General features: G+C 57.3%; 20 protein-coding genes. 4 read left to right on the forward strand and 16 right to left on the reverse strand.

Going from position 1 to position 22,078, the window contains the following annotated elements:
- Nucleotides 1-103: 103 nt before the first annotated feature.
- Genes hemG through pepQ form a run of 4 tightly spaced genes read right to left on the reverse strand, consistent with a single transcriptional unit; the run spans nt 104 to nt 4,098 of the window.
- Nucleotides 104-649 carry a menaquinone-dependent protoporphyrinogen IX dehydrogenase gene (hemG, locus tag ACSVHP_RS17555; RefSeq protein ID WP_417312702.1) on the reverse strand — a complete coding sequence of 182 codons (546 nt, stop codon included), beginning with the start codon at nt 647-649 and terminating at the stop codon, nt 104-106.
- A gap of 11 nt (nt 650-660) precedes the next feature.
- Nucleotides 661-2,112, reverse strand: a complete 1,452-nt coding sequence (gene trkH / locus ACSVHP_RS17560) for a Trk system potassium transporter TrkH (protein ID WP_234674798.1) — start codon at nt 2,110-2,112, stop codon at nt 661-663.
- Nucleotides 2,113-2,152: 40 nt separating this feature from the next.
- Complete coding sequence (locus ACSVHP_RS17565) at nt 2,153-2,767, reverse strand: IMPACT family protein (RefSeq protein ID WP_234674797.1); 615 nt, start codon at nt 2,765-2,767, stop codon at nt 2,153-2,155.
- The gene (gene pepQ / locus ACSVHP_RS17570) at nt 2,767-4,098 is read right to left on the reverse strand and encodes a Xaa-Pro dipeptidase (protein WP_447552581.1); all 1,332 of its coding nucleotides are present in this window, start codon (nt 4,096-4,098) and stop codon (nt 2,767-2,769) included. The genes ACSVHP_RS17565 and pepQ overlap by 1 nt, the downstream gene beginning before the upstream one ends.
- Before the next feature lie 190 nt (nt 4,099-4,288).
- Between pepQ and fadB the strand changes: the two genes are divergently transcribed.
- Together fadB and fadA are read left to right on the forward strand one after the other, a co-directional pair.
- Nucleotides 4,289-6,478 (forward strand): fatty acid oxidation complex subunit alpha FadB, encoded by a 2,190-nt coding sequence (gene fadB / locus ACSVHP_RS17575; RefSeq protein ID WP_447552582.1) that lies wholly within the window; start codon nt 4,289-4,291, stop codon nt 6,476-6,478.
- Nucleotides 6,479-6,487: 9 nt separating this feature from the next.
- A complete protein-coding gene (gene fadA, locus ACSVHP_RS17580) occupies nt 6,488-7,651 on the forward strand; it encodes an acetyl-CoA C-acyltransferase FadA (RefSeq protein WP_447552583.1) in 1,164 nt (387 codons plus the stop codon).
- A gap of 163 nt (nt 7,652-7,814) precedes the next feature.
- Here fadA and fre read toward each other — a convergent pair whose 3' ends face one another.
- Nucleotides 7,815-8,516 (reverse strand): NAD(P)H-flavin reductase, encoded by a 702-nt coding sequence (gene fre, locus ACSVHP_RS17585; RefSeq protein WP_417312709.1) that lies wholly within the window; start codon nt 8,514-8,516, stop codon nt 7,815-7,817.
- A gap of 30 nt (nt 8,517-8,546) precedes the next feature.
- On the reverse strand, nt 8,547-10,052 hold the full coding sequence (gene ubiD / locus ACSVHP_RS17590; protein WP_417312711.1) for a 4-hydroxy-3-polyprenylbenzoate decarboxylase: 1,506 nt from the start codon (nt 10,050-10,052) through the stop codon (nt 8,547-8,549).
- 169 nt (nt 10,053-10,221) lie between these two features.
- On the opposite strand from ubiD, the gene rfaH reads away from it, so the two are divergent.
- Nucleotides 10,222-10,713, forward strand: coding sequence for a transcription/translation regulatory transformer protein RfaH (gene rfaH, locus ACSVHP_RS17595; protein WP_234674801.1), 492 nt, complete (start codon nt 10,222-10,224; stop codon nt 10,711-10,713).
- On the opposite strand, the gene tatD is transcribed toward rfaH, so the two are convergent.
- The 9 genes from tatD to udp all read right to left on the reverse strand — a co-directional run bounded on the left by tatD (nt 10,710) and on the right by udp (nt 18,616).
- Complete coding sequence (gene tatD / locus ACSVHP_RS17600) at nt 10,710-11,492, reverse strand: 3'-5' ssDNA/RNA exonuclease TatD (protein ID WP_447552584.1); 783 nt, start codon at nt 11,490-11,492, stop codon at nt 10,710-10,712. The two genes, rfaH and tatD, sit on opposite strands and share 4 nt — an antisense overlap.
- Before the next feature lie 41 nt (nt 11,493-11,533).
- Nucleotides 11,534-12,304, reverse strand: coding sequence for a Sec-independent protein translocase subunit TatC (gene tatC, locus ACSVHP_RS17605; protein WP_234674791.1), 771 nt, complete (start codon nt 12,302-12,304; stop codon nt 11,534-11,536).
- A gap of 2 nt (nt 12,305-12,306) precedes the next feature.
- On the reverse strand, nt 12,307-12,849 hold the full coding sequence (tatB, locus tag ACSVHP_RS17610; RefSeq protein WP_447552585.1) for a Sec-independent protein translocase protein TatB: 543 nt from the start codon (nt 12,847-12,849) through the stop codon (nt 12,307-12,309).
- A 3-nt stretch (nt 12,850-12,852) separates the two neighbouring features.
- Nucleotides 12,853-13,107, reverse strand: coding sequence for a Sec-independent protein translocase subunit TatA (gene tatA / locus ACSVHP_RS17615; protein ID WP_234674789.1), 255 nt, complete (start codon nt 13,105-13,107; stop codon nt 12,853-12,855).
- A 76-nt stretch (nt 13,108-13,183) separates the two neighbouring features.
- On the reverse strand, nt 13,184-14,824 hold the full coding sequence (gene ubiB, locus ACSVHP_RS17620) for a ubiquinone biosynthesis regulatory protein kinase UbiB (RefSeq protein ID WP_234674788.1): 1,641 nt from the start codon (nt 14,822-14,824) through the stop codon (nt 13,184-13,186).
- Nucleotides 14,821-15,426, reverse strand: coding sequence for a ubiquinone biosynthesis protein UbiJ (gene ubiJ / locus ACSVHP_RS17625; RefSeq protein ID WP_417312715.1), 606 nt, complete (start codon nt 15,424-15,426; stop codon nt 14,821-14,823). Before ubiJ ends, ubiB begins: the two co-directional genes overlap by 4 nt.
- 13 nt (nt 15,427-15,439) lie before the next feature.
- A complete protein-coding gene (gene ubiE, locus ACSVHP_RS17630; RefSeq protein WP_234674786.1) occupies nt 15,440-16,195 on the reverse strand; it encodes a bifunctional demethylmenaquinone methyltransferase/2-methoxy-6-polyprenyl-1,4-benzoquinol methylase UbiE in 756 nt (251 codons plus the stop codon).
- Between the two features lie 66 nt (nt 16,196-16,261).
- Nucleotides 16,262-17,719 (reverse strand): DNA recombination protein RmuC, encoded by a 1,458-nt coding sequence (rmuC, locus tag ACSVHP_RS17635; RefSeq protein WP_417312717.1) that lies wholly within the window; start codon nt 17,717-17,719, stop codon nt 16,262-16,264.
- A gap of 135 nt (nt 17,720-17,854) precedes the next feature.
- Nucleotides 17,855-18,616, reverse strand: a complete 762-nt coding sequence (gene udp / locus ACSVHP_RS17640) for a uridine phosphorylase (protein WP_234674784.1) — start codon at nt 18,614-18,616, stop codon at nt 17,855-17,857.
- Between the two features lie 260 nt (nt 18,617-18,876).
- Between udp and ACSVHP_RS17645 the strand changes: the two genes are divergently transcribed.
- Nucleotides 18,877-19,683, forward strand: a complete 807-nt coding sequence (locus tag ACSVHP_RS17645) for a dienelactone hydrolase family protein (RefSeq protein ID WP_234674783.1) — start codon at nt 18,877-18,879, stop codon at nt 19,681-19,683.
- Between the two features lie 78 nt (nt 19,684-19,761).
- Here ACSVHP_RS17645 and metE read toward each other — a convergent pair whose 3' ends face one another.
- A complete protein-coding gene (metE, locus tag ACSVHP_RS17650) occupies nt 19,762-22,023 on the reverse strand; it encodes a 5-methyltetrahydropteroyltriglutamate--homocysteine S-methyltransferase (RefSeq protein ID WP_447552586.1) in 2,262 nt (753 codons plus the stop codon).
- Nucleotides 22,024-22,078 lie beyond the last annotated feature (55 nt).

Below are 22,078 nucleotides of genomic sequence, written 5' to 3' on the forward strand. Positions count from 1 at the left end.
CCGTTGTTCCGTGTCAGTGGAGGCGCATTATAGGGAGTTCTTCGGCGGTGACAAGCATAAAATTCAAAAAACTTTTCGTTCGCTCAATTTTCAAACTTAACGCTTATTTTACTCGCGATTTGTCCGTTAATTGGGCGATTTCACGGGCAAAACCGGCGACCTGGTTCCAGTCGGTATACACCACTTCTTTATGTGTATCCGTTTCGCCCCCCGTCATTTTCATAATCAGACGGATCATAAAGCGGTCATACCAGCGATAACGCGGATAACGAAGCGCCCCGGCGAAGACGGCACAGAGATCCGGTTGCCACGGCGAGTTCAGCAAAAACTTGCGGGTGTAGCTGTTGGTCTGCGGCGTGCGCTTCTCCGCTTTACGGGCAACAAGGTTCACGGAATAGAAAGCGCCGGGCAGTGCATTCAACGTGGCGGTATGCTTTTTCACAAAGCGATCCAGCGCCGGATGGAAATGGCCGTAACGAATAGACGCCCCAATAACGACGCGATCGTAATCCTGCCAGGTTATCTCTTCGGTACGGTTCAGGTTGACCACGTCAGCGTAAATCCCCAGCTCTTTTAATTCAGAAGCCAGATAAGAGGCAATCTCGCGCGTTTGCCCGTCCCGTGTAGAGAATAGAATTAATGTTTTCACTAATGACTTCCTTATTCGCGCCAGAATGTTGGGGTAAAGAGCACCAGCAGGGTAAAGACCTCAAGACGACCAAACAGCATATTGGCAATTAAGATCCATTTTGCCACCGGATTCATGCTGGCAAAGTTATCCGCCACCACGCCCAGCCCAGGGCCGAGGTTGTTCAGCGTTGCTACGACGGACGCGAACGCGGAGAAATCATCCACCCCGGTCGCGATTATCGCCAGCATACTGACGATGAAGACCAGCGCGTAGGCAGAAAAGAAGCCCCACACTGCCTCAAGAATACGTTCCGGCAGCGCGCGGTTGCCAAGCTTAATACTGTAAACCGCGTTCGGGTGTACCAGACGCTTAAGCTCACGGTTGCCCTGTTTGAACAGCAGCAGGATACGGATCACCTTCAGGCCACCGCCCGTCGACCCGGCGCAGCCACCGATAAACGCAGAGCACAATAACAGCACCGGCAGGAACAGCGGCCAGCGCGCGATGCTGTCCGTGGTAAAGCCCGCAGTGGTCGCCATCGACACCACCTGGAAGAAGGCCTGATTTAAGGTGGTCAACGCGGAGTTGTAGACATCGTGGAACCACAGCACCAGCGTACAGATGACCACCAGCGTCAGCTGGACGCCGATAAACATGCGAAATTCCGGGTCGCGCCAGTACACCTTCAGGCTGCGTCCGCTCAGTAAAGAGAAGTGCAGGCCGTAGTTACAGCCGGAGATCAGCAGGAAGATCGCAATAATGGTGTTGATGGTCGGGCTGTCGAAATAGCCGACGCTGGCATCATGGGTTGAGAACCCGCCAATAGCGATAGTGGCAAAGCTGTGTCCGATAGCGTCGAACGCGGGCATTCCGGCGAACCACAGCGCCAGCGCGCAGGCGACCGTCAGCAGAACATAAATCAGCCACAGGGTTTTCGCCGTTTCGGCAATACGCGGGCGCATCTTGTTATCTTTCAGCGGGCCAGGCATTTCCGCGCGATAGAGCTGCATCCCCCCGACGCCCAGAATAGGCAGAATGGCGACGGCTAATACGATGATCCCCATACCGCCGAACCATTGCAGCATCTGCCGGTAAAAGAGGATGGCGTGCGGTAAAGAGTCAAGCCCCACCAGCGTGGTGGCCCCGGTGGTGGTTAAGCCAGAGAAGGATTCAAAAAAGGCGTCGGTGATGGTCAGGTTGGGCTGTTCGGAGAAGATAAAGGGTAGCGCACCCACGCTGCCCAGCACCGTCCAGAACAGCACCACAATCAAAAACCCTTCCCGGGACTTCAGCTCACCTTTCTCACGACGGTTTGGCCACCACAGCAGCGAACCGATGACCAGCGCCACAAAGAAAGTCTGGGTAAAGGCACGCCCCGCGCCGTCCCGGTAGATAAGCGCTACCAGTCCTGGGAGAATCATGGTCCCGGAGAAGAGTATGACCAGCAGTCCAACGATTCGGGTAATGGCACGAAAATGCATCTCTGCCGCTTCCTTTGGTATTCAAAAAGTGAGGTGGGGATTATTCTTCAATCGGCAGCAATTGCAACGAACCACGGCTAAAATCAGCCAGCTTTGCTGAAAAAGCAGCCACTTCTGCCTGAGGAAGCGCCACGCGCAGCTGCACCGTTGCCAGGTACTCACTGTGCGAAATCACGCCGTTAAACTGCTTCAGCAGGGTTTCAATACCCGACAGCTGGGCGTAATCGCATAACAAAGTATATTCGGTGAGCGGCGTTTTGCGGGTAGTGCTAAGCAGATTTAGCGCCTGCTGCACGCCGCCGCCATAGGCTTTGACCAGCCCGCCCGTACCCAGCAAAATGCCGCCGTAGTAGCGCACCACCACGGCGGTTATCTCTCCCACGCCGCTTCCCATTAACTGAGAAAGCATGGGTTTACCGGCCGTACCCGCCGGTTCACCGTCGTCAGAAAACCCCAGCTGCTGCGAGTCGTTCGGCGGCCCGGCAACCCAGGCGACACAGTGGTGGCGCGCGTCAGGGTGTTCGGCACGAACGGACTCAACGAAGGCTTTTGCCGCCTCTACGCCGTCGGTGTGTGCCAGCAGCGTAATAAAGCGGCTTTTCTTGATTTCCTCAACGAAGGTGACCGGTTCAGCCGGTATCAGCCAGCTTTCCATCAGGCCAGTTTCAGATCCCGCGTCATGTTCTCAACGCTGTTTTCGTGGATAAAGACGTTATCTTCGATGCGAATGCCGCCAAACGGCTTCAGGGCGTCGATTTTTTCCCAGTTGAAGTGTTTGCTGAACTGGCCTTCACGCCACGGCGCGAGCAGGGATTCAATAAAGTAGATGCCCGGTTCGATGGTCAGCACCATGCGCGGTTCAAGAATACGGGTGCAGCGGAGGTACGGATATTTAGACGGTGCGGCCAGATGCGTGCCGGTATCATCCTGCATAAAGCCAGCCACGTCATGCACCTGCAAGCCCAGCGGGTGGCCAATACCGTGCGGCATAAATGGCCCGGTCAGATCGTTTTCCACCATTGCTTCTTCGCTCATGTCTTTGACAATCTGATGCTTACGCAGCAGTTTGGCGATGCGCTGATGGAACTGGATGTGGTAATCCACGTAGCTTGTTCCCGCTTTCATGGTGCCGATCAGCGCCAGCTGCTCGTCGTTCACGTCTTTAATCAGCTGGGCAAAATCGGTATCCGCGTTGGCGGCCCAGGTGCGGGTCAGGTCAGCCGCATAGCCGTTGTACTCTGCCCCGGCGTCCAGCAGGAAGCTGCGCATTTCGGACGGAACATGGTGATCGAGTTTGGTGTAGTGCAGAACCGAGGCGTGTTCGTTGAGCGCCACGATATTGCTGTACGGCACGTCGGTATCACGGTGGCCGGTGGCGGTCAGGTACGCCTGGTTGATATCGAACTCGCTCATCCCGGACTGGAAGGCTTCATGCGCCGCGCGATGACCATTAACGGCGGTCTTCTGCGCTTCACGCATACAGTAAAGTTCATAGTCGGTTTTGTACGAGCGATAATAGTGCAGGTAATCCAGCACCCCTTTCGGGTTGAGTTTGTCCGCGGCAATGTCTAGCCCCAGCGCGCGCTCCGGCTGCGGGCCAATATAGGCAATGTTGCCGCGCGCAGCGGGCAGCTGGCTACCGATACCGTCGGCTTTTGGCAGCGCAATTACCTCGACTTCTTCGGTCCAGAAGGAGGTCGGCAGCGGCTCGACGTTGTGCCAGTAATCCACCGGCAGATAGAACCACAGTTTCGGCTTGTTCACGCCGTCCACCAGCAGCCAGCAGTTTGGAACCTGTGTCACTGGCACCCAGGCTTTGAACTGCGGGTTAACCTTAAACGGATAGGCATGGTCATCGAGGAAGGTATTCATCAGCTCGCCGGAGTGGATCAGCAGGGCATCCAGCTTAAAACGAGCCAGAACATCGCGGGTACGTTCCTGTAAGGTAACAATATGATTTTTATAGAGTGAAGCCAGTGAGTCCATTGTTCGTCCTTTCGTTTTTTTGCGCTCAAGTCTTCGCATCTTAGCACACCTGCCCCGGACTGCGTGATTTCCGCCGAGCGTGATCAATGCAGCAATTTCTTAATGAGTAATTTGCATTTTATTAACATAAATTCCACACTCCGTTTCATCTGGTATGACCAGATCCACTTGCTGGATTCAGGAGACTGACATGCTCTACAAAGGCGACACCCTGTACCTCAACTGGCTGGAAGATGGCATTGCCGAACTGGTGTTCGATGCCCCCGGCTCAGTGAATAAGCTTGATACCGCGACCGTGGCCAGCCTCGGCCATGCGCTGGACGTACTTGAAAAACAATCAGATTTAAAAGGGCTGCTGCTGCGTTCTGAAAAAGCGGCCTTTATTGTCGGCGCGGATATCACCGAATTCCTGTCGCTGTTCCTCGTGCCGGAAGAGCAGCTGAGCCAGTGGCTGCATTTCGCCAACAGCGTCTTTAACCGTCTGGAAGATCTGCCGGTGCCGACAATCTCCGCCGTGAACGGCTACGCGCTGGGCGGCGGATGCGAGTGCGTGCTGGCGACCGATTATCGTCTGGCAACGCCTGACCTGCGCATTGGCCTGCCGGAAACCAAGCTGGGCATCATGCCGGGCTTTGGCGGCTCCGTGCGTATGCCGCGTATGCTGGGTGCCGATAGCGCGCTGGAAATCATTGCTGCGGGTAAAGACGTGGGCGCTGAACAGGCGCTGAAGATTGGCCTGGTCGACGGCGTGGTGAAACCAGAAAAACTGGTCGAGGGCGCTATCGGCATTCTGCTCCAGGCGATTAATGGCGATCTCGACTGGAAAGCGAAGCGTCAGCCGAAGCTCGAACCGTTAAAGCTCAGCAAGATTGAAGCCACCATGAGCTTCACCATTGCCAAAGGCATGGTGATGCAGACGGCGGGCAAACACTATCCGGCACCGATCACCGCCGTGAAGACCATTGAAGCGGCAGCACGTCTGGGTCGCGACGACGCGCTGAAACTCGAAAATCAAAGCTTTGTCCCGCTGGCGCACACCAACGAAGCCCGCGCGCTGGTCGGCATTTTCCTCAACGATCAGTACGTAAAAGGCAAAGCGAAGCAGCTGACCAAAAACGTTGAAACGCCAAAACACGCGGCCGTGCTGGGCGCAGGCATTATGGGCGGCGGCATCGCCTACCAGTCTGCGTGGAAAGGCGTGCCGGTGGTGATGAAAGACATCAACGACAAATCCCTGACGCTGGGGATGAACGAAGCGGCCAAGCTGCTGAATAAACAGCTGGAGCGCGGGAAGATCGACGGCCTGAAGCTCGCGGGCGTGATCTCTACAATTCAGCCCACGCTGGAATACAGCGGTTTCGATCGCGTGGACGTGGTAGTTGAAGCCGTTGTTGAGAACCCGAAAGTTAAAAAAGCGGTGCTGGCGGAAACTGAAGACAAGGTGCGACCGGACACGGTGCTCGCCTCTAACACCTCAACCATTCCGATTAGCGAACTGGCCAGCGTGCTGAAGCGCCCGGAAAACTTCTGCGGGATGCACTTCTTTAACCCGGTACACCGTATGCCGCTGGTCGAAGTGATCCGTGGAGAGAAAACCTCTGACGCGACCATCGCCAAAGTGGTGGCGTGGGCGAGCAAGATGGGTAAAACGCCGATTGTGGTGAATGACTGCCCGGGCTTCTTCGTGAACCGCGTGCTGTTCCCCTACTTCGCCGGATTCAGCCAGCTGCTGCGCGACGGCGCGGACTTCCGCAAAATCGACAAAGTGATGGAAAAACAGTTCGGCTGGCCGATGGGCCCGGCGTATCTGCTGGACGTGGTCGGCATCGACACGGCGCATCACGCTCAGGCGGTAATGGCGGCGGGCTTCCCGCAGCGTATGCAGAAAGATTACCGCGACGCCATCGACGCGCTGTTTGAAGCGAACCGCTTCGGTCAGAAAAACGGTCTGGGCTTCTGGCGCTATAAAGAAGACAGCAAGGGCAAGCCGAAGAAAGAAGAAGACGCGGCGGTGGACGGCCTGTTAGCAGAGGTCAGCCAGGCAAAACGCGACTTTAGCGACGAAGAGATTATCGCCCGCATGATGATCCCGATGGTCAACGAAGTGGTGCGCTGCCTTGAAGAGTGCATTATCGCCAGCCCGGCAGAAGCCGACATGGCGCTGGTGTATGGCCTGGGCTTCCCTCCGTTCCACGGCGGCGCGTTCCGCTGGCTGGATACGCTCGGCAGTGCGAAATATCTTGATATGGCGCAGCAGTATCAGCACCTCGGCCCGCTCTACGACGTGCCGGAAGGTCTGCGCAGCAAAGCGCGCCATAACGAACCCTATTATCCAGCAGTTGAGCCAGCCCGTCCGGTTGGCGAGCTGAAAACGGCTTAAGGAGTCACAATGGAAAAGGTTGTCATTGTTGATGCGATTCGCACCCCGATGGGCCGTTCAAAGGGCGGTGCGTTCCGTAACGTCCGCGCGGAAGATCTCTCCGCCCACCTGATGCGTAGCCTGCTGTCGCGTAACCCGGCGCTGGATCCGACGGCGCTCGACGATATCTACTGGGGCTGCGTGCAGCAGACGCTGGAGCAGGGCTTTAACATCGCCCGTAACGCCGCGCTGCTGGCGGAGATCCCGCACTCCGTTCCGGCGGTGACCGTGAACCGTCTGTGCGGCTCGTCCATGCAGGCGCTGCACGACGCGGCCCGTATGATCATGACCGGCGATGCGCAGGCGTGCATGATTGGCGGCGTGGAGCATATGGGCCATGTGCCGATGAGCCACGGCGTCGATTTCCACCCTGGCATGAGCCGTAACGTGGCGAAAGCTGCTGGCATGATGGGGCTGACCGCCGAGATGCTCTCTCGTCTGCACGGTATCAGCCGTGAAATGCAGGACGCCTTTGCCGCGCGCTCTCACGCACGGGCCTGGGCCGCCACGCAGTCCGGCGCGTTTAAGAATGAAATTATCCCCACCGGCGGTCACGATGCCGACGGGGTGCTGAAACAGTTTAATTACGATGAAGTGATCCGCCCGGAAACCACGGTGGAAGCGCTTTCTACGCTGCGTCCGGCATTCGATCCGGTGACCGGCACGGTGACCGCAGGCACCTCTTCTGCCCTTTCCGACGGTGCAGCGGCGATGCTGGTGATGAGCGAAAGCCGCGCCCGCGAGCTGGGCCTGACGCCACGCGCCCGAATCCGCTCGATGGCCGTTGTCGGTTGCGACCCGTCGATTATGGGTTACGGCCCGGTACCGGCGTCGAAGCTGGCGCTAAAAAAGGCCGGGCTGACCGCCAGCGATATCGATCTGTTTGAGATGAACGAGGCCTTTGCCGCGCAGATCCTGCCGTGCATTAAAGATTTGGGGCTGATGGAGCAGATTGACGAGAAGATTAACCTCAACGGCGGCGCGATCGCGCTGGGGCACCCGCTGGGCTGTTCCGGGGCGCGTATCAGCACCACGCTGATTAACCTGATGGAACGCAAAGATGCCCAGTTTGGTCTGGCAACGATGTGTATCGGATTAGGTCAGGGGATCGCGACGGTATTTGAGAGAGTGTAAATCTGGAAAAGTATCGTAGGCCCGATAAGCATCGCGTCATCGGGCTGTTGCCGGGAGGCGCTGCGCTTTCCCGGCCTACGAAAGGTATCTCGCCGTAATCACGAAGAGAGACGTTTTAGTTGCCGTTTTTCCCGCCTGTCAGGGGCGGGTTTTTTATTTATATCTAGATAAACGCAAACGCATCGCCGAACAGACGGTCTTCACGCGCGCCGCGTTCATTGCAGAACAGGTCACGTGCAATCTTCGCCATCTCAAAACGTCCCGCAATATAGATATCGTGGTTCGCCAGCGTACCGTGATCCTGCAACACCGCCGTCAGCACCGTACCGTTACGCCCGCGCCAGCCCTCTTCCGGCTGCTCGACAACCGGCTCAATGCGCAGGTTCGGGTGATTGACGCTCAGCGCTTCCAGCTCGGAGAGATCGTACAGATGTTTCTCTTCGCGGCCGCCCCAGTAGATAGTGATGTCGCGGTTCGGGTTACGCGCCAGCGCGGTCAGCAGAATGGAACGCACGTAGGAGAAGCCGGTACCGCCCGCAATCAGGATCAGCGGACGCTCTTCGTCATCGCGCAGCCAGGCTTCACCGTGGGGGATATCGACCACGATTTCGCGCTCTTTCAGAATGCGATCCATCACCGCCATCGCGTACAGGTTGAGCTCAGACGCGCCGATGTGAAGCTCGATAAATTCTTGCTCGGCAGGCGTAGAGGCCATAGAGAAAGGACGCTTATCACGCTCATCCATCACGACCATCAGGTACTGACCAGCGCGGAAAGAGAACGCCGCTTCTGGCACTAAACGGACGCGATATACGGTGTCGGTGATGGCATCTACCGAGGTCACTTTACAGCTTAAGGTTGTCATTCGCTCTCTCTGTCGGGAAGTCTATAGGGCTTAACGGTGCTGTTCTGGCTTACCGTTACTCATTATGGCCAGATCGTCCCAGATCGCGTCAATACGCGCGGTCACGTCAGGATCTTTTTTGATCGGGCGACCCCACTCGCGGTCGGTTTCGCCAGGCCATTTGTTCGTGGCATCCAGTCCCATTTTTGAGCCAAGCCCGGAAACCGGGGAGGCAAAATCCAGATAATCTATCGGCGTATTTTCCACTAACACCGTGTCGCGAGCCGGATCCATACGCGTGGTAATGGCCCAGATCACGTCGTTCCAGTCGCGGGCGTTAACGTCATCATCGCAGACGATCACAAACTTGGTATACATAAACTGGCGCAGGAAAGACCATACGCCCATCATCACCCGCTTGGCGTGGCCCGCGTACTGCTTTTTCATGGTCACGACGGCCAGGCGATACGAGCAGCCTTCCGGCGGCAGATAGAAATCAACGATTTCCGGGAACTGCTTTTGCAGGATCGGCACGAACACTTCATTCAGCGCTACGCCCAGCACCGCCGGTTCATCCGGTGGACGACCGGTATAGGTTGAATGATAGATCGCATCTTCGCGCTGGGTAATGTGCGTAACGGTAAACACCGGGAAGTTATCGACTTCGTTGTAATAGCCCGTGTGGTCGCCGTATGGCCCTTCTGGTGCCAGTTCGCCCTGCTCAATGTAGCCTTCCAGAACGATCTCTGCACTCGCCGGAACTTCCAGGTCGTTGGAAATGCACTTCACCACTTCGGTTTTGGTGCCGCGCAGCAGGCCTGCAAACGCGTATTCAGAGAGGGTATCGGGAACCGGGGTCACCGCACCGAGAATGGTTGCCGGGTCAGCGCCAAGCGCTACCGACACCGGGAAACGCTCGCCCGGATGGGCCGCGCACCACTCCTGGAAATCCAGCGCGCCGCCGCGATGCGACAGCCAGCGCATAATGAGCTTGTTTTTGCCAATCAGCTGCTGGCGATAGATGCCCAGATTCTGACGCTCTTTATGCGGGCCACGCGTGACGGTCAGCCCCCAGGTAATGAGCGGAGCGGCATCTTCAGGCCAGCACTGCATGATAGGAATACGGGTCAGATCGACGGCATCGCCTTCCAGCACTTTCTGCTGACAGGGCGCACCGCGCAGACGTTTGGTCGGCATGTTCAGCACCTGCTTAAACTGCGGCAGTTTGTCGAACAGATCGCGGAAGCCCTTTGGTGGCTCCGGCTCTTTCAGAAAGGCCAGCAGTTTGCCCACTTCGCGCAGCGCGGTGACATCTTCTTGCCCCATCCCCATCGCCACGCGACGCGGTGTGCCGAACAGGTTGCACAGCACCGGCATGGAGTAGCCTTTAGGATTTTCGAATAGCAAAGCGGGGCCACCGGCACGCAGGGTGCGGTCGGCTATCTCTGTCATTTCCAGATAAGGATCAACAGGAAGTGTGATGCGTTTGAGTTCGCCCTGCTTTTCCAGTAGCGTCAGGAAGTCGCGTAGATCGTGGTATTTCATGCAGTTAGTCATGGCCTCTCTGTAAGCGCTTCATTATACGGCGTAAGCCTGCGTGATGCTGTAATTTTGTTAAATTAGCGTGAAGTTCCGCGTCTTACTCCACTTTTGGCCATTATAATCACCTTAGCGATCCCGCCAGGGTTTTGATATGCTTGCGCCCCGAACAATGGGAAGAGTGATTATGCAGGCCTGGTATTTACTGTATTGCAAACGCGGGCAACTTCAGCGCGCGCAAGAACATCTTGAACGTCAGTCTGTGAACTGTCTGATGCCCGTGCTCACGCTTGAGAAAATGCAGCGTGGAAAGCGCACGACGGTCAGCGAGCCTCTTTTCCCGAATTACCTGTTCGTTGAATTCGATCCGGAAGTGATCCACACCACCACCATCAGCGCCACGCGCGGCGTCAGCCATTTCGTTCGTTTTGGCTCGCACCCGGCAACCGTGCCGTCTGCGGTGATTCACCAGCTTTCGGTCTATCAACAGCCCGAAGACATTACCGATCCGGAAACCCCTTACTCAGGCGACCAGGTAGTGATCACCGAAGGGGCGTTCGAGGGACTTCAGGCCATTTTCTCCGAGCCGGACGGGGAAGCCCGCTCCATGCTGCTGCTTAACCTGCTGAACAAGCAGGTGCTCCAGAGCGTGAAAAACACCGACTTCCGCAAGCTTTAAAACGCTACGCTAAACAGCCGGCGCACGTTGTTATCGGTCTGCGCTTCCAGCCACTGCGGATCTTCTCCGCGCCAGTGCGCTACTCTCTCCAGAATATGCCCCAGATACGCCGGTTCGTTGCGCCGTGACGCCGGTTTTGGCCGCATGTCGCGCGGCAGCAGATAAGGCGCATCCGTTTCAATCAGCAGACGATCCGCAGGGATAACGGGCAGCAGCTCACGAAGCTCCAGCCCGCGGCGTTCATCGCAGACCCAGCCGGTGATCCCCAGATATAAGCCACGGTTCAGGCAATCCAGCGCCTCCTCGCGCGAGCCGGTGAAGCAGTGCAGCACCGCTCCGGGCAGCTTATCGAGCCAGGGTTCAAGCAGGGTTAAAAAGCGCGCGTGGGCGTCGCGGCAGTGCATGAAGACCGGCATTTCAAGCTCCGCCGCCAGCGCCAGCTGGGCGGTAAAGGCGCGCTCCTGCTCGGCGGGAGTAGAGAAGTTACGGTTGAAATCCAGCCCGCACTCGCCAATCGCCACCACCTCAGAGGTGTTTGCCAGCGCATGAAGCGCCCCGGCGCTCTGTTCATTCCAGCTGCTGCTGTCGTGCGGGTGTACGCCCGCCGTCGACCAGCAACGGTCATAGCGCAGCGCTAGCTGCTGCGCCTGCTCGCTTTCGTGAAGATTGGTTCCGGTCAGCAGCAGACCCTTTACGCCTGCGGAAAAAGCGCGCGCCACCACGTCATCTCTGTCTTTGGCAAACTGGGCGCTGGTGAGGTTCAGGCCGATATCAAACATGCGGTTTCCCATGTAAAAACCGCCCTGACGGGCGGCTGGTTTTATTCTTCGGTGGTCTTCTCAGACTCGTCTTCTTCGTCTTCCTGCGGGCGTCGTTTCCCCACGTAGAAGCGTGAGAAGAACACGCCGACTTCAAACAGGCAGTACATCGGTATCGCCAGCAGCGTTTGCGAGAAAACATCCGGCGGCGTCAGCAGCATGCCGACCACGAATGCCCCGACCAGAATATAGGGACGCTTTTTGCGCAGATCGTCAGGCGTAGTCACGCCAACCCAGCACAGCAGCACGATAGCGACCGGCACTTCGAACGCCACGCCAAACGCCATAAACAGCGCCATGACGAAGCTAAGATAGCTGGCGATGTCGGTCGAGACCTGTACCCCTTCCGGCGCGGTGTGCGTCAGGAAGCCAAAGGCCAGCGGGAAGACGACAAAGTAGGCAAAGGCCATGCCGATGTAGAACAGCAGGGAACTGGACACCAGCAGCGGGATCACCAGCTTGCGCTCATGCTTATACAGCGCCGGGGCGACGAAGGCCCACACCTGGTAGAGGATCACCGGCGCGGAGGCAATCAACGATACCCAGAAGGTCAGCTTGATAGGGGTGAAGAACGGCGAGGCAACGTCCGTTGCGATCATCGTTGCGCCCAGCGGCATTTGCTTAATCAGCGGCGCGGAGACCACCTGATAGATATCGTTCGCAAAATAGACCAGGCATAAAAAAATGAGGAAAACTGCAATGATGCAGTTTAACAGGCGCTTACGCAGCTCTATGAGGTGCGTAATGAGCGGTTGAGTATCATCTACTGCCATGTTTACGCTTTATCACTCGACGAGGGGGATGATTCGGAAACGGGCGCGGCGGGCTTAGGTTCAGCCGCTTTCACAACGGGTTCTTCCGGTTGCGCCCGTTTTTTCACTTCAGGCTCCTGCGGCGTCTGCTCCGGCGCGGCAGCCTGATGCTCAGCGGTCGCTGGCGTAATACCTTCACGCTGCTCTTCGCTGCCCTTCACCACCGGGTTATGGATGGTATTGGCTTCATCGCTCGCTTTTTCAGGATCGTTAACGCTGTAGGAGCGCTTCATGGATTCTGCCGCTTCGCGCAGTTCGTCCATTGAGGCTTTCAGTTCCGGCGTCAGGTTTTCCATGCTCGCCTTCTCAACCTTTTTCAGGCTGTCCTGAAACTCCTGGAGCTTAAGCTCCTGCGCCAGCTCGTTTTGTACCGTGGTCGCCAGCGATCGCAGCGCACGCACCCAACCAGCAACGGTTTTTACCGCCACCGGCAAACGCTGCGGCCCCAGCACGATCAGGCCGATGACAAAGACCAGCAGCAGCTCACCAAAACCGATATCAAACACGACTTACACCTGCTCTTTATCGTGGCGTTTAGCGTCTTCCTTTTTGGCTTCTTCTTGCTTGTCGGCAATAGATTTAGCAGTGAAATCAGCGTCCTGGCTGGATTTATCCTGCTTTGCTTCATCGTCGCTCATGGCCTTCTTGAAGCCTTTGATAGACGCGCCGAGGTCGGAACCGATTGAGCCGAGCTTTTTGGTGCCGAACAGCAGCACAACGATGACGGCAATGATGACCAATTGCCAGATACTGATACCACCCATACATGTTCCTCAGTGATAGATGATTAATTAATCAGGCCGCATTATACGTATGCAACCCGGCGATAGCGACGCAAATTCAGCGCGTCTTTCTCCAGCCAGCGAACCAGACAACCACCCCGGCAGCCATGAGCCATGCGGGCATCATCTCCCAGTCCGGGCGATTGATCAGCAAAAGCGTACCGCTCAGCAGCAGCGTTGCGCCAATCCCAAACAGATATCGGGACTGTCCCTGACGAACACGATTCGAGTGAAGTTCGTTGGCGATTTTATCCATGCTGTGCTGAAGGTTCTTGCTCTGACGCAAACTGTCGTAAACCAGTTCAGGGATTTCCGGCATTTTTTCTATCCAGAACGGCGCTTTCTCTTTAAGAGAGCGCACCAGCGCCGGAATGCCGACCTGATCCTTAATCCAGGATTCAAGGAAAGGTTTCGCTGTTTTCCACAAGTCTAACTGAGGATAGAGCTGACGACCTACGCCCTCAACGTAAAGTAATGTTTTCTGGAGTAAAACTAATTGCGGCTGCACTTCCATATTGAAGCGGCGCGCGGTATTAAACAGATTCAGCAGCACGTGACCGAAGGAGATCTCCGAGAGCGGCTTTTCGAATATCGGCTCGCAGACGGTGCGGATAGCAAATTCGAACTCTTCGACGTTGGTGTCCGGCGGAACCCAGCCAGAATCAACGTGCAGCTCGGCCACCTTGCGGTAGTCGCGGTTAAAGAACGCAATGAAGTTCTCCGCGAGATAGCGCTTATCCTCTTTGTTTAGCGAGCCAACGATGCCGCAGTCGATACCGATGTATTTCGGGTTTTCCGGGTGTTCGTGGCTCACGAAGATGTTGCCCGGGTGCATGTCAGCGTGGAAGAAGCTGTCGCGGAAGACCTGGGTAAAGAAGACCTGCACGCCGCGTTCGGCCAGCAGCTTCATGTTGGTGCCCTGCTTTTCCAGCGCAACCACATCCGATACCGGAATACCGTAGATGCGCTCCATCACCATCATGTTCTGGCTGCAATAGTCGGAGTAGACCTCCGGCACGTAGAGCATCGGGCTGTCTTCGAAATTGCGGCGCAGCTGAATGGCGTTGGCCGATTCACGCAGGAGATTTAGTTCGTCAATCAGCGTTTTTTCGTACTCACGCACCACTTCCAGCGGGCGCAGACGACGTCCGTCCGGCAGCAGGCGTGGCACCCAGCGCGCAAGACGGTAGATCAGCTTCATGTCGGCTTTGATAATGGGCAGGATATCCGGGCGGATAACCTTAATAACCACCTCTTTGCCGTTCTCTTTCAGACGCGCGGTATGCACCTGCGCGATAGACGCGGAGGCCAGCGGCTGAATATCGAAATCATCAAACCAGGTTTCGACGGGGATATTGCCCATCGCTTCTTCGATCTGCTTTTTGGCTCGCGTGCCTTCAAAAGGCGCGACGCGATCCTGAAGCAGAGCCAGCTGATCGGCAATCTGCGGCGGGAAGAGGTCGCGACGGGTCGAGAGCATCTGACCGAACTTGATCCACACCGGCCCCAGCTCCTGCAATGCCAGACGCAGGCGTTCGCCGAGTTCCTGATCCTTATGACGGTTTGGCATCCAGAACAACGTCCGGCGCCAGATACGAAGCGGCAGCGTGATCCGCATTCTGGGGATGAGTTCGTCCAGCCCGTAGCTTAGAAAGGTCTGGACAATGAAGTAGAGGCGCCGAATTTCACCAGGCGTCATTTGCCCTCCAGTTTTTCCAGCCGTTTGCTTAATGCGTCAACCGCACGTTCAACCGCCGCCGTTTCTTCGGCAAACCAGGCCACTTCCAGCGGGCCCGGCGCCATGCGCCACTCTTCGGTCATGACTTCTGCCGCATAGCGCTGCTGGCGCTGAACGGTTTTACGCAGAAACGCCGACCCGCCGCGAATAAATTTGCTCGCACCTTCCGCCGCGATATCGCCGATGTAAGGGGCAAGCAGTTCAGCCGGATCAAATTCCGCCAGATCGGTCAGCGCAACGAAGTTCTGCACCACCTGGATGTCGCCTTCAACCTCCAGCTCGCCGCTGCGGATAAGCGCGGTAAGTTGCTGACGGTCGCGCAGCTTCGGCAGCACGCTCATACGCGTGATGACCGAGCAGTCGGCGTCGCCTTCCCACTCGCCCAGCACGTCAAGCTGGCGTTCGCTGAACACCAGCACCATCGGCGTTGAGAACTCTTTTAAAACGATACGCAGCACCTTGCCGTTTAGCCGCTGACGCGCGGTTTTAAGCGCAGGCGCGCGATACAAAAAGGCATTCAGGACATTCTCGATGCCTGCGGTCACTAACGGCTTAATGGGCATGGAATACCTCCACTCAGAACTTGTAACCGCGATGCAGCGCGACGACACCTGCCGTCATGTTGAAGTACTCAACGTTTTCAAGTCCGGCATCCTGCATCATCGCCTTCAGGGTATCCTGATCCGGGTGCATACGGATGGATTCCGCCAGGTAGCGATAGCTCTCGGCGTCGTTTGCCACCAGCTCGCCAATTCGCGGCAGAACGTGGAACGAGTAGGCGTCGTAGGCTTTGCTCAGCGGCTCGATAATCGGTTTGGAGAATTCGAGAACCAGCAGACGTCCGCCCGGCTTCAGTACGCGGTACATCGAGCGCAGCGCTTTGTCTTTATCGGTGACGTTACGCAGGCCAAACGAAATGGTGATGCAGTCAAAAGTGTTGTCCGGGAACGGCAGCGCTTCGGCGTTCGCCTGCACATACTCAACGTTACCGACCACGCCGATGTTACGCAGCTTTTCGCGTCCCATTTTCAGCATCGAGTCGTTGATGTCTGCCAGCACCACGCGGCCGGTTTCACCCACCAGACGCGAGAATTTTGCCGTCAGATCGCCGGTACCACCGGCCAAATCCAGCACCGTTTGCCCACGGCGCACGCCGCTACAGTCAATGGTGAAGCGCTTCCACAAGCGATGAATGCCGAACGACATCAAATCATTCATCACATCGTACTTCGCCGCCACGGAATGAAATACGTGGGCCACCATGTCAGCTTTCTGCGCTTTGGCGACTGTCTGAAAGCCAAAGTGCGTTGTGTCTTGTGAATCTTCAACCATCTCAGAGCCTGCTTATCAATCAAATGTTCGTGAAGTGTAACAGATTGGGCGCGTTTGCCCTACGGTTCAACCACCGTGAAAGAAACGGCCGGACCGTTCCGTTGAGGATAATTCCGAGGCTAAATCATTGTCTTCATTGTGAGTATTTTGTTCATCTGCTCCTTCGCGCAGACGATACTCCTCATCCTGAGCCGTGGCCTGTTCCACCAGATCCGGATTAATCTCGCGTTTTACCTCAACGCCGAGGCTGCGAAACGCCTCCGCTTGCGCCAGCAGGTTACCGCGCCCGGACGAGAGTTTTTTCATCGCCTGACGATAGTTATCCTGCGCGCGATCGAGGCTTTGCCCCACAGAGGACATGTCGTCGACGAACAGGCGCATTTTGTCGTACAGCTTGCTTGCGCGATCGGCGATCTGCTGCGCGTTTCGACTCTGATGCTCGTAGCGCCAGAGGTTGGCGATGGTTCGTAGCGCCACCAGCAGCGTCGTGGGGCTGACCAGCATAATGTTATTTTTCAGCGCCTCGGTGATCAGTTCGGGCTGTCTGTCGAGCGCCAGCAGAAAAGCAGGCTCGACCGGGATAAACATCAGCACGTAGTCGAGCGAACGCAGCCCCGGCAGCTGCTGGTAATCTTTGCGACCGAGCCCGCGAATATGGCTACGCACGGAGGCGATGTGCTCCTGTAGCGCCGACTCGCGGGTGTAGTCGTCTTCGGCATTGAAGTAGCGCTCGTAGGCCACCAGCGTCATTTTGGCGTCGATGACCACGTCCTTGCCCTGCGGCAGACGCACGATGACGTCAGGCTGCATTCGCGAGCGGGCGTCGTTTTCGATGCTGACCTGGGTTTCGTATTCGTAGCCTTCGCGCAGGCCAGAGGCCTCCAGCACGCGGGTCAGCACCACTTCCCCCCAGTTGCCCTGCGCTTTGTTGTCGCCTTTGAGCGCGCGCGTCAAGTTAACAGCCTCCTGCGCCATCTGCGCGTTCAGCTGCTGGAGATTACGAATTTCATGCGCCAGGGTGTGCCGCTCGCGGGCTTCCTGACCAAAACTGTCCTGCACCTGGCGGCGAAAACCGTCCAGCTGCTCGCGCAGCGGCGTCAGCAGGCTGTTGAGGCTCTGGCGGTTTTGTTCATCGACGCGGCGGTTGCTGTGCTCGAAAATCCGGTTCGCAAGGTTTTCAAACTGTTCGCTCAGGCGCTGCTCGCTGTTAATCATCTGGCGGATTTTATCTTCCGCGTGCAGCTGGGTGGACTCAAGGCGGGTGGTGACTTCGCGGAGATCGGCCTCCAGCGAGGTGTTGATATCGCGCAGGTTGCGCAGTTCGTTGTTGAGCAGCTCGCACTCGTCACGCCAGTGTCCGCTCTGGGCAAGCTGTTGTTTCGTCGCGCTTAACTCAGCGACCATCTCCTCGCGCTCTGCCAGCTGATCGGCCTTCTGCTGCGCGTGTTGATAGCTGGACATCAGCCAGCCTAACCCCACGCCCACCAGCGCCATCACTGCATAAATCAGGATTGAGATATCCACACCGCCCCCACATCAAAGAATGACCCGCACAAAATAGAATTGTGCTGTATAAACGTCCAGTTTGAAAGGAGTTTCCTGCGAGGCGCTACGCAAAAAAAAGGCCGACAGGTCGGCCTTTTATCTTTGAAGAGAGGACTAGATCAGGCGGCGAGCCGCTTCAACCACAATTTTCACCGCATGACTTTCGGTCTGCTTCATGGTTTCGGCGTTCGGGATCTCCTGCTGGGTGCGGTTAACGATAACACCCGCCACCATACCGGCGCGCAGACCCTGGCTTGCGCACATGGTCAGCAGCGTTGCAGATTCCATCTCGTAGTTCATCACGCCCATCGCCTGCCACTCTTCCATAGAGCCTTTGAAGCGGCTCACCACGCGACCGGAGAAGGTGTCGTAACGCTCCTGGCCTGGGTAGAAAGTATCAGAAGAGGCGGTTACGCCAACGTGCGTGGTGGCGCCAACGGATTTCGCGGCTTCAACCAGAGCAGTCGTACATTCGAAATCAGCTACCGCCGGGAATTCCATGGGTGCGAAGTGCAGGCTTGCGCCGTCCAGACGGACGGAAGCGGTGGTCACCAGAACGTCACCCACGTTGATGTGCGGCTGAATCGCGCCGGTGGTGCCGATACGCAGGAAGGTGCGAATACCCAGCTGCGCCAGCTCTTCAACGGCGATAGAGGTAGACGGGCCGCCGATACCGGTAGAACACACGATAACCGGTTTGCCGTCCAGCTCTGCGCGCCAGGTAGTGAATTCGCGATGGGATGCCAGCTTGACCGGCTTATCCATCAGCGCGGCGATCTTTTCCACACGCTCCGGATCGCCAGGGACGATCGCGAGCGTAGCCCCTTGTAAATCGTTTTTAGTGAGGCCGAGATGAAAAACATCAGACTTAGACATAGGTGACTCCTCTGTGGGTCGGTTTAGTCAGGAGAAGTAAAACGGTACTTTACAGAAGCAGTGGGTGAAATTTCGTGACGCATCTCACCATGAATGAAAATGATTGCAGTTAATTTCCATAAAAAAGTGACTAACATCACATTAACAATCTTATAGCGCGGTCTGTTGCACAAAAGATAGACCGTATCAGGCAATGTGAGTTGTTAACACAGTGACTATATTTACCTTTGCGCTAACTCAACATTGGTACGGAGAATGCCATGACTGAAAAATCCGGTTTTGCACCTGCTGCTGCCCCTCATGCTTCAACGATTGTCACCACCCCGGAAGAGGCAATCAGCGCAGGTGAGACCTCTATCCCCTCGCAGGGGGATAACATGCCGGCCTGGCACGCCCGCCCGAAATCCGCCGACGGCCCGCTGCCGGTGGTGATTGTGGTTCAGGAGATTTTCGGCGTGCATGAGCACATTCGCGATATTTGCCGCCGCCTGGCGCTGGAGGGGTATCTGGCCATCGCGCCGGAACTCTATTTCCGCCAGGGCGATCCGAACGACTACAGCGATATCCCGACCCTGTTCGCCAATCTGGTGAGTAAAGTCCCGGACGCGCAGGTGCTGGCCGATCTTGACCATGTAGCCAGCTGGGCCGCCCGCAACGGCGGCGATCCGCACCGTCTGATGGTCACCGGCTTCTGCTGGGGCGGTCGCATTAGCTGGCTCTACGCCGCCCACAACCCGCAGCTCAAGGCAGCCGTGGCCTGGTACGGTAAGCTGGTGGGTGAAAAAACGCTGAATTCACCGAAGCATCCGCTGGATATCGCGGTCGATCTTAACGCGCCGGTGCTGGGGCTTTACGGCGCTGAGGACACGAGCATCCCGCTTGATACGGTGGAGTCGATGCGTCAGGCGCTGCGGGCGGCAAACGCCAAAGCGGACATTATTGTGTATCCCGAAGCGGGACACGCGTTTAACGCCGATTACCGTGCGAGCTATCACCCGGAATCTGCGAAAGACGGCTGGCAGAGAATGCTGGCGTGGTTCAGGCAGTACGGTGGGAAAAAAGCCTAAAGCCCGGTGGCGGCTACGCCTTACCGGGCCTGTCTGTAGGCCGGGCAAGCGCAGCCGCCACCCGGCAATTCAGCGCCGCTATGCCTGACGCAGGTTCTGCGCCGCCTTCACCATGTTCGCCAGCGCCGCGCGGGTTTCCGGCCAGCCGCGCGTCTTAAGGCCGCAGTCCGGGTTTACCCACAGGCGCTCCGCCGGAATACGCTGAGCCGCTTTCTTTAATAACGCTTCAATCCATTTCACATCCGGCACGTTCGGGGAGTGAATGTCATACACCCCCGGCCCGATTTCGTTTGGGTAGTGGAACTCTTCAAACGCCTCCAGCAGCTCCATGTCCGAACGCGAGGTTTCAATGGTGATCACGTCGGCGTCCAGCGCGGCGATAGAATCCATGATGTCGTTAAATTCGCAGTAACACATGTGGGTGTGGATCTGGGTGTCGTCCTTCGCTACCGCCGCGTTAAGGCGGAATGCCTCCACGCCCCACTGTAAATACGCATCCCAGTCGCTCCGACGCAGCGGCAGGCCTTCGCGCAGCGCCGGTTCGTCAATCTGGATAATGCCGATGCCTGCGGCTTCGAGATCTGCCACTTCGTCACGCAGCGCCAGCGCAATCTGCTTCGCAATGGTTTCACGGCTGACGTCCTCGCGCGGGAAGGACCAGCAGAGAATGGTCACCGGGCCGGTCAACATGCCTTTCACCGGCTTGTCGGTCAGGGACTGGGCATACTTCGCCCACTCCACGGTGATCGCTTCCGGGCGGCTGATGTCCCCGATTACCACCGGCGGCTTGACGCAGCGGGAGCCGTAGCTCTGCACCCAGCCGTTCTGGGTGAAGACGAAACCGTCCAGATGTTCGCCGAAATATTCCACCATGTCGTTACGCTCGGCTTCGCCGTGGACCAGCACGTCCAGACCCAAACGCTCCTGCTCAACAATCGCCTGCTTGATGTGTTCCGCGATGCCGGTCCGGTAGTTGCCCGCATCGAGGTTGCCCTTTTTGAAGTCCAGACGAAGGCCGCGAATTTCCGTGGTCTGCGGGAACGAGCCGATGGTGGTGGTTGGCCACGCGGGCAGGTTGAAGCGGGTGCGCTGCGCTTCCGCGCGGACTTCATAAGGGTTCTGACGCTGGCTGTCCTGAGCGGTGATGGCCGCCAGGCGTTTTTCCACCGCCGGATTATGCACGCGGGCCGAGTGACGACGCGCCTGAATCGGTGCGCTCCAGTCGGCAATGGCCGCCGTGTCGCCGCTGTTCAGGGCATCGCGCAGCAGCGCAAGCTCTTCACATTTTTGCAGCGCGAAGGCAAACCAGCTCTTCACCTCGGCATCCAGACGGGTTTCGACGCTCAGGTCGATAGGGCTGTGCAGCAGGGAGCACGAGGAGGCCACCCACAGCTCACGTTTGCCGACGATATCCTTTATTTGTGCATATTTCTCAGTGAGATCGGCGCGCCAGACGTTACGCCCGTTAACCAGCCCCGCAGAGAGCAGCCAGTCGATCGGCAGGCGCTTGTGCAGCTGGGCTACGTCATCGCTGCCGTGCACCAAATCCACATGCAGCCCCTGGACCGGCAGCGCGATGATAGTGTCGAGGTTAGGCGCTACGCCTTCAAAGTAGGTGGTCAGCAGCAGCTTCACCTGGCCTGAAAGCGCGTCGTAGGCCGGTTTGAAGGCGTCGAGCCATTCCTGCGGCAGCTCCAGCACCAGCGCCGGTTCATCGATTTGTACCCACTGAATACCGCGTTTCGCGAGCTCCACCAGCACCTGTTTGTAGACCGGCAGGATGTCGTTCAGCAGGCTCAGGCGGTCGAACTGCTCGCCCTTCACTTTGCCGAGCCACAGATAGGTAACGGGGCCGAGCAGAACAGGTTTAACGTTATGGCCCAGCGCCAGCGCTTCGTCCACTTCCTCAAGCAGCTGCGTCCAGGTCAGTTTGAACTGCTGGCCTTTCACAAACTCTGGCACCATGTAGTGGTAGTTGGTGTTAAACCACTTGGTCATTTCCGCCGCTGCCGCCGGTTCCCCGGTCGGTGCGCGGCCGCGCCCCAGGCGGAACAGGGTGTCGATATCCACCGATCCATCTTTGTTCTGATGACGAGCCGGCACGTTGCCAAGCAGCAGGCTGGTGGTCAGAACATGGTCGTACCAGGCGAAATCGCCCACCGGCAGCAGGTCAATGCCCGCCTGCTTTTGCTGATCCCAGTGGCGCGCACGCAGCTCGCGGCCCACCGCCAGCAGTTCGTCACGGGTGGTATTGCCCGCCCAGTAGCTCTCTTGTGCTTTTTTCAGTTCGCGACGAAGGCCGACGCGTGGGAAACCGAGGGTGTGGCTGCGAATCGTCATGGTGTGTCCCCTGTGAATTTTTAGGATTTAGCCGTCCAGATGTTTACACTTCCAT

This window comes from Enterobacter sp. 186315, assembly GCF_053290175.1.

Excerpts from the sequence above, each read along its gene's own strand:
- trkH (WP_234674798.1), bottom strand. The coding sequence starts at position 2,112 with ATGCATTTTCGTGCCATTACCCGAATCGTTGGACTGCTGGTCATACTC.
- ACSVHP_RS17565 (WP_234674797.1), bottom strand. The coding sequence starts at position 2,767 with ATGGAAAGCTGGCTGATACCGGCTGAACCGGTCACCTTCGTTGAGGAA.
- pepQ (WP_447552581.1), bottom strand. The coding sequence starts at position 4,098 with ATGGACTCACTGGCTTCACTCTATAAAAATCATATTGTTACCTTACAG.
- fadB (WP_447552582.1), top strand. The coding sequence starts at position 4,289 with ATGCTCTACAAAGGCGACACCCTGTACCTCAACTGGCTGGAAGATGGC.
- fadA (WP_447552583.1), top strand. The coding sequence starts at position 6,488 with ATGGAAAAGGTTGTCATTGTTGATGCGATTCGCACCCCGATGGGCCGT.
- fre (WP_417312709.1), bottom strand. The coding sequence starts at position 8,516 with ATGACAACCTTAAGCTGTAAAGTGACCTCGGTAGATGCCATCACCGAC.
- ubiD (WP_417312711.1), bottom strand. The coding sequence starts at position 10,052 with ATGACTAACTGCATGAAATACCACGATCTACGCGACTTCCTGACGCTA.
- rfaH (WP_234674801.1), top strand. The coding sequence starts at position 10,222 with ATGCAGGCCTGGTATTTACTGTATTGCAAACGCGGGCAACTTCAGCGC.
- tatD (WP_447552584.1), bottom strand. The coding sequence starts at position 11,492 with ATGTTTGATATCGGCCTGAACCTCACCAGCGCCCAGTTTGCCAAAGAC.
- tatC (WP_234674791.1), bottom strand. The coding sequence starts at position 12,304 with ATGGCAGTAGATGATACTCAACCGCTCATTACGCACCTCATAGAGCTG.
- tatA (WP_234674789.1), bottom strand. The coding sequence starts at position 13,107 with ATGGGTGGTATCAGTATCTGGCAATTGGTCATCATTGCCGTCATCGTT.
- ubiB (WP_234674788.1), bottom strand. The coding sequence starts at position 14,824 with ATGACGCCTGGTGAAATTCGGCGCCTCTACTTCATTGTCCAGACCTTT.
- ubiJ (WP_417312715.1), bottom strand. The coding sequence starts at position 15,426 with ATGCCCATTAAGCCGTTAGTGACCGCAGGCATCGAGAATGTCCTGAAT.
- ubiE (WP_234674786.1), bottom strand. The coding sequence starts at position 16,195 with ATGGTTGAAGATTCACAAGACACAACGCACTTTGGCTTTCAGACAGTC.
- udp (WP_234674784.1), bottom strand. The coding sequence starts at position 18,616 with ATGTCTAAGTCTGATGTTTTTCATCTCGGCCTCACTAAAAACGATTTA.
- ACSVHP_RS17645 (WP_234674783.1), top strand. The coding sequence starts at position 18,877 with ATGACTGAAAAATCCGGTTTTGCACCTGCTGCTGCCCCTCATGCTTCA.
- metE (WP_447552586.1), bottom strand. The coding sequence starts at position 22,023 with ATGACGATTCGCAGCCACACCCTCGGTTTCCCACGCGTCGGCCTTCGT.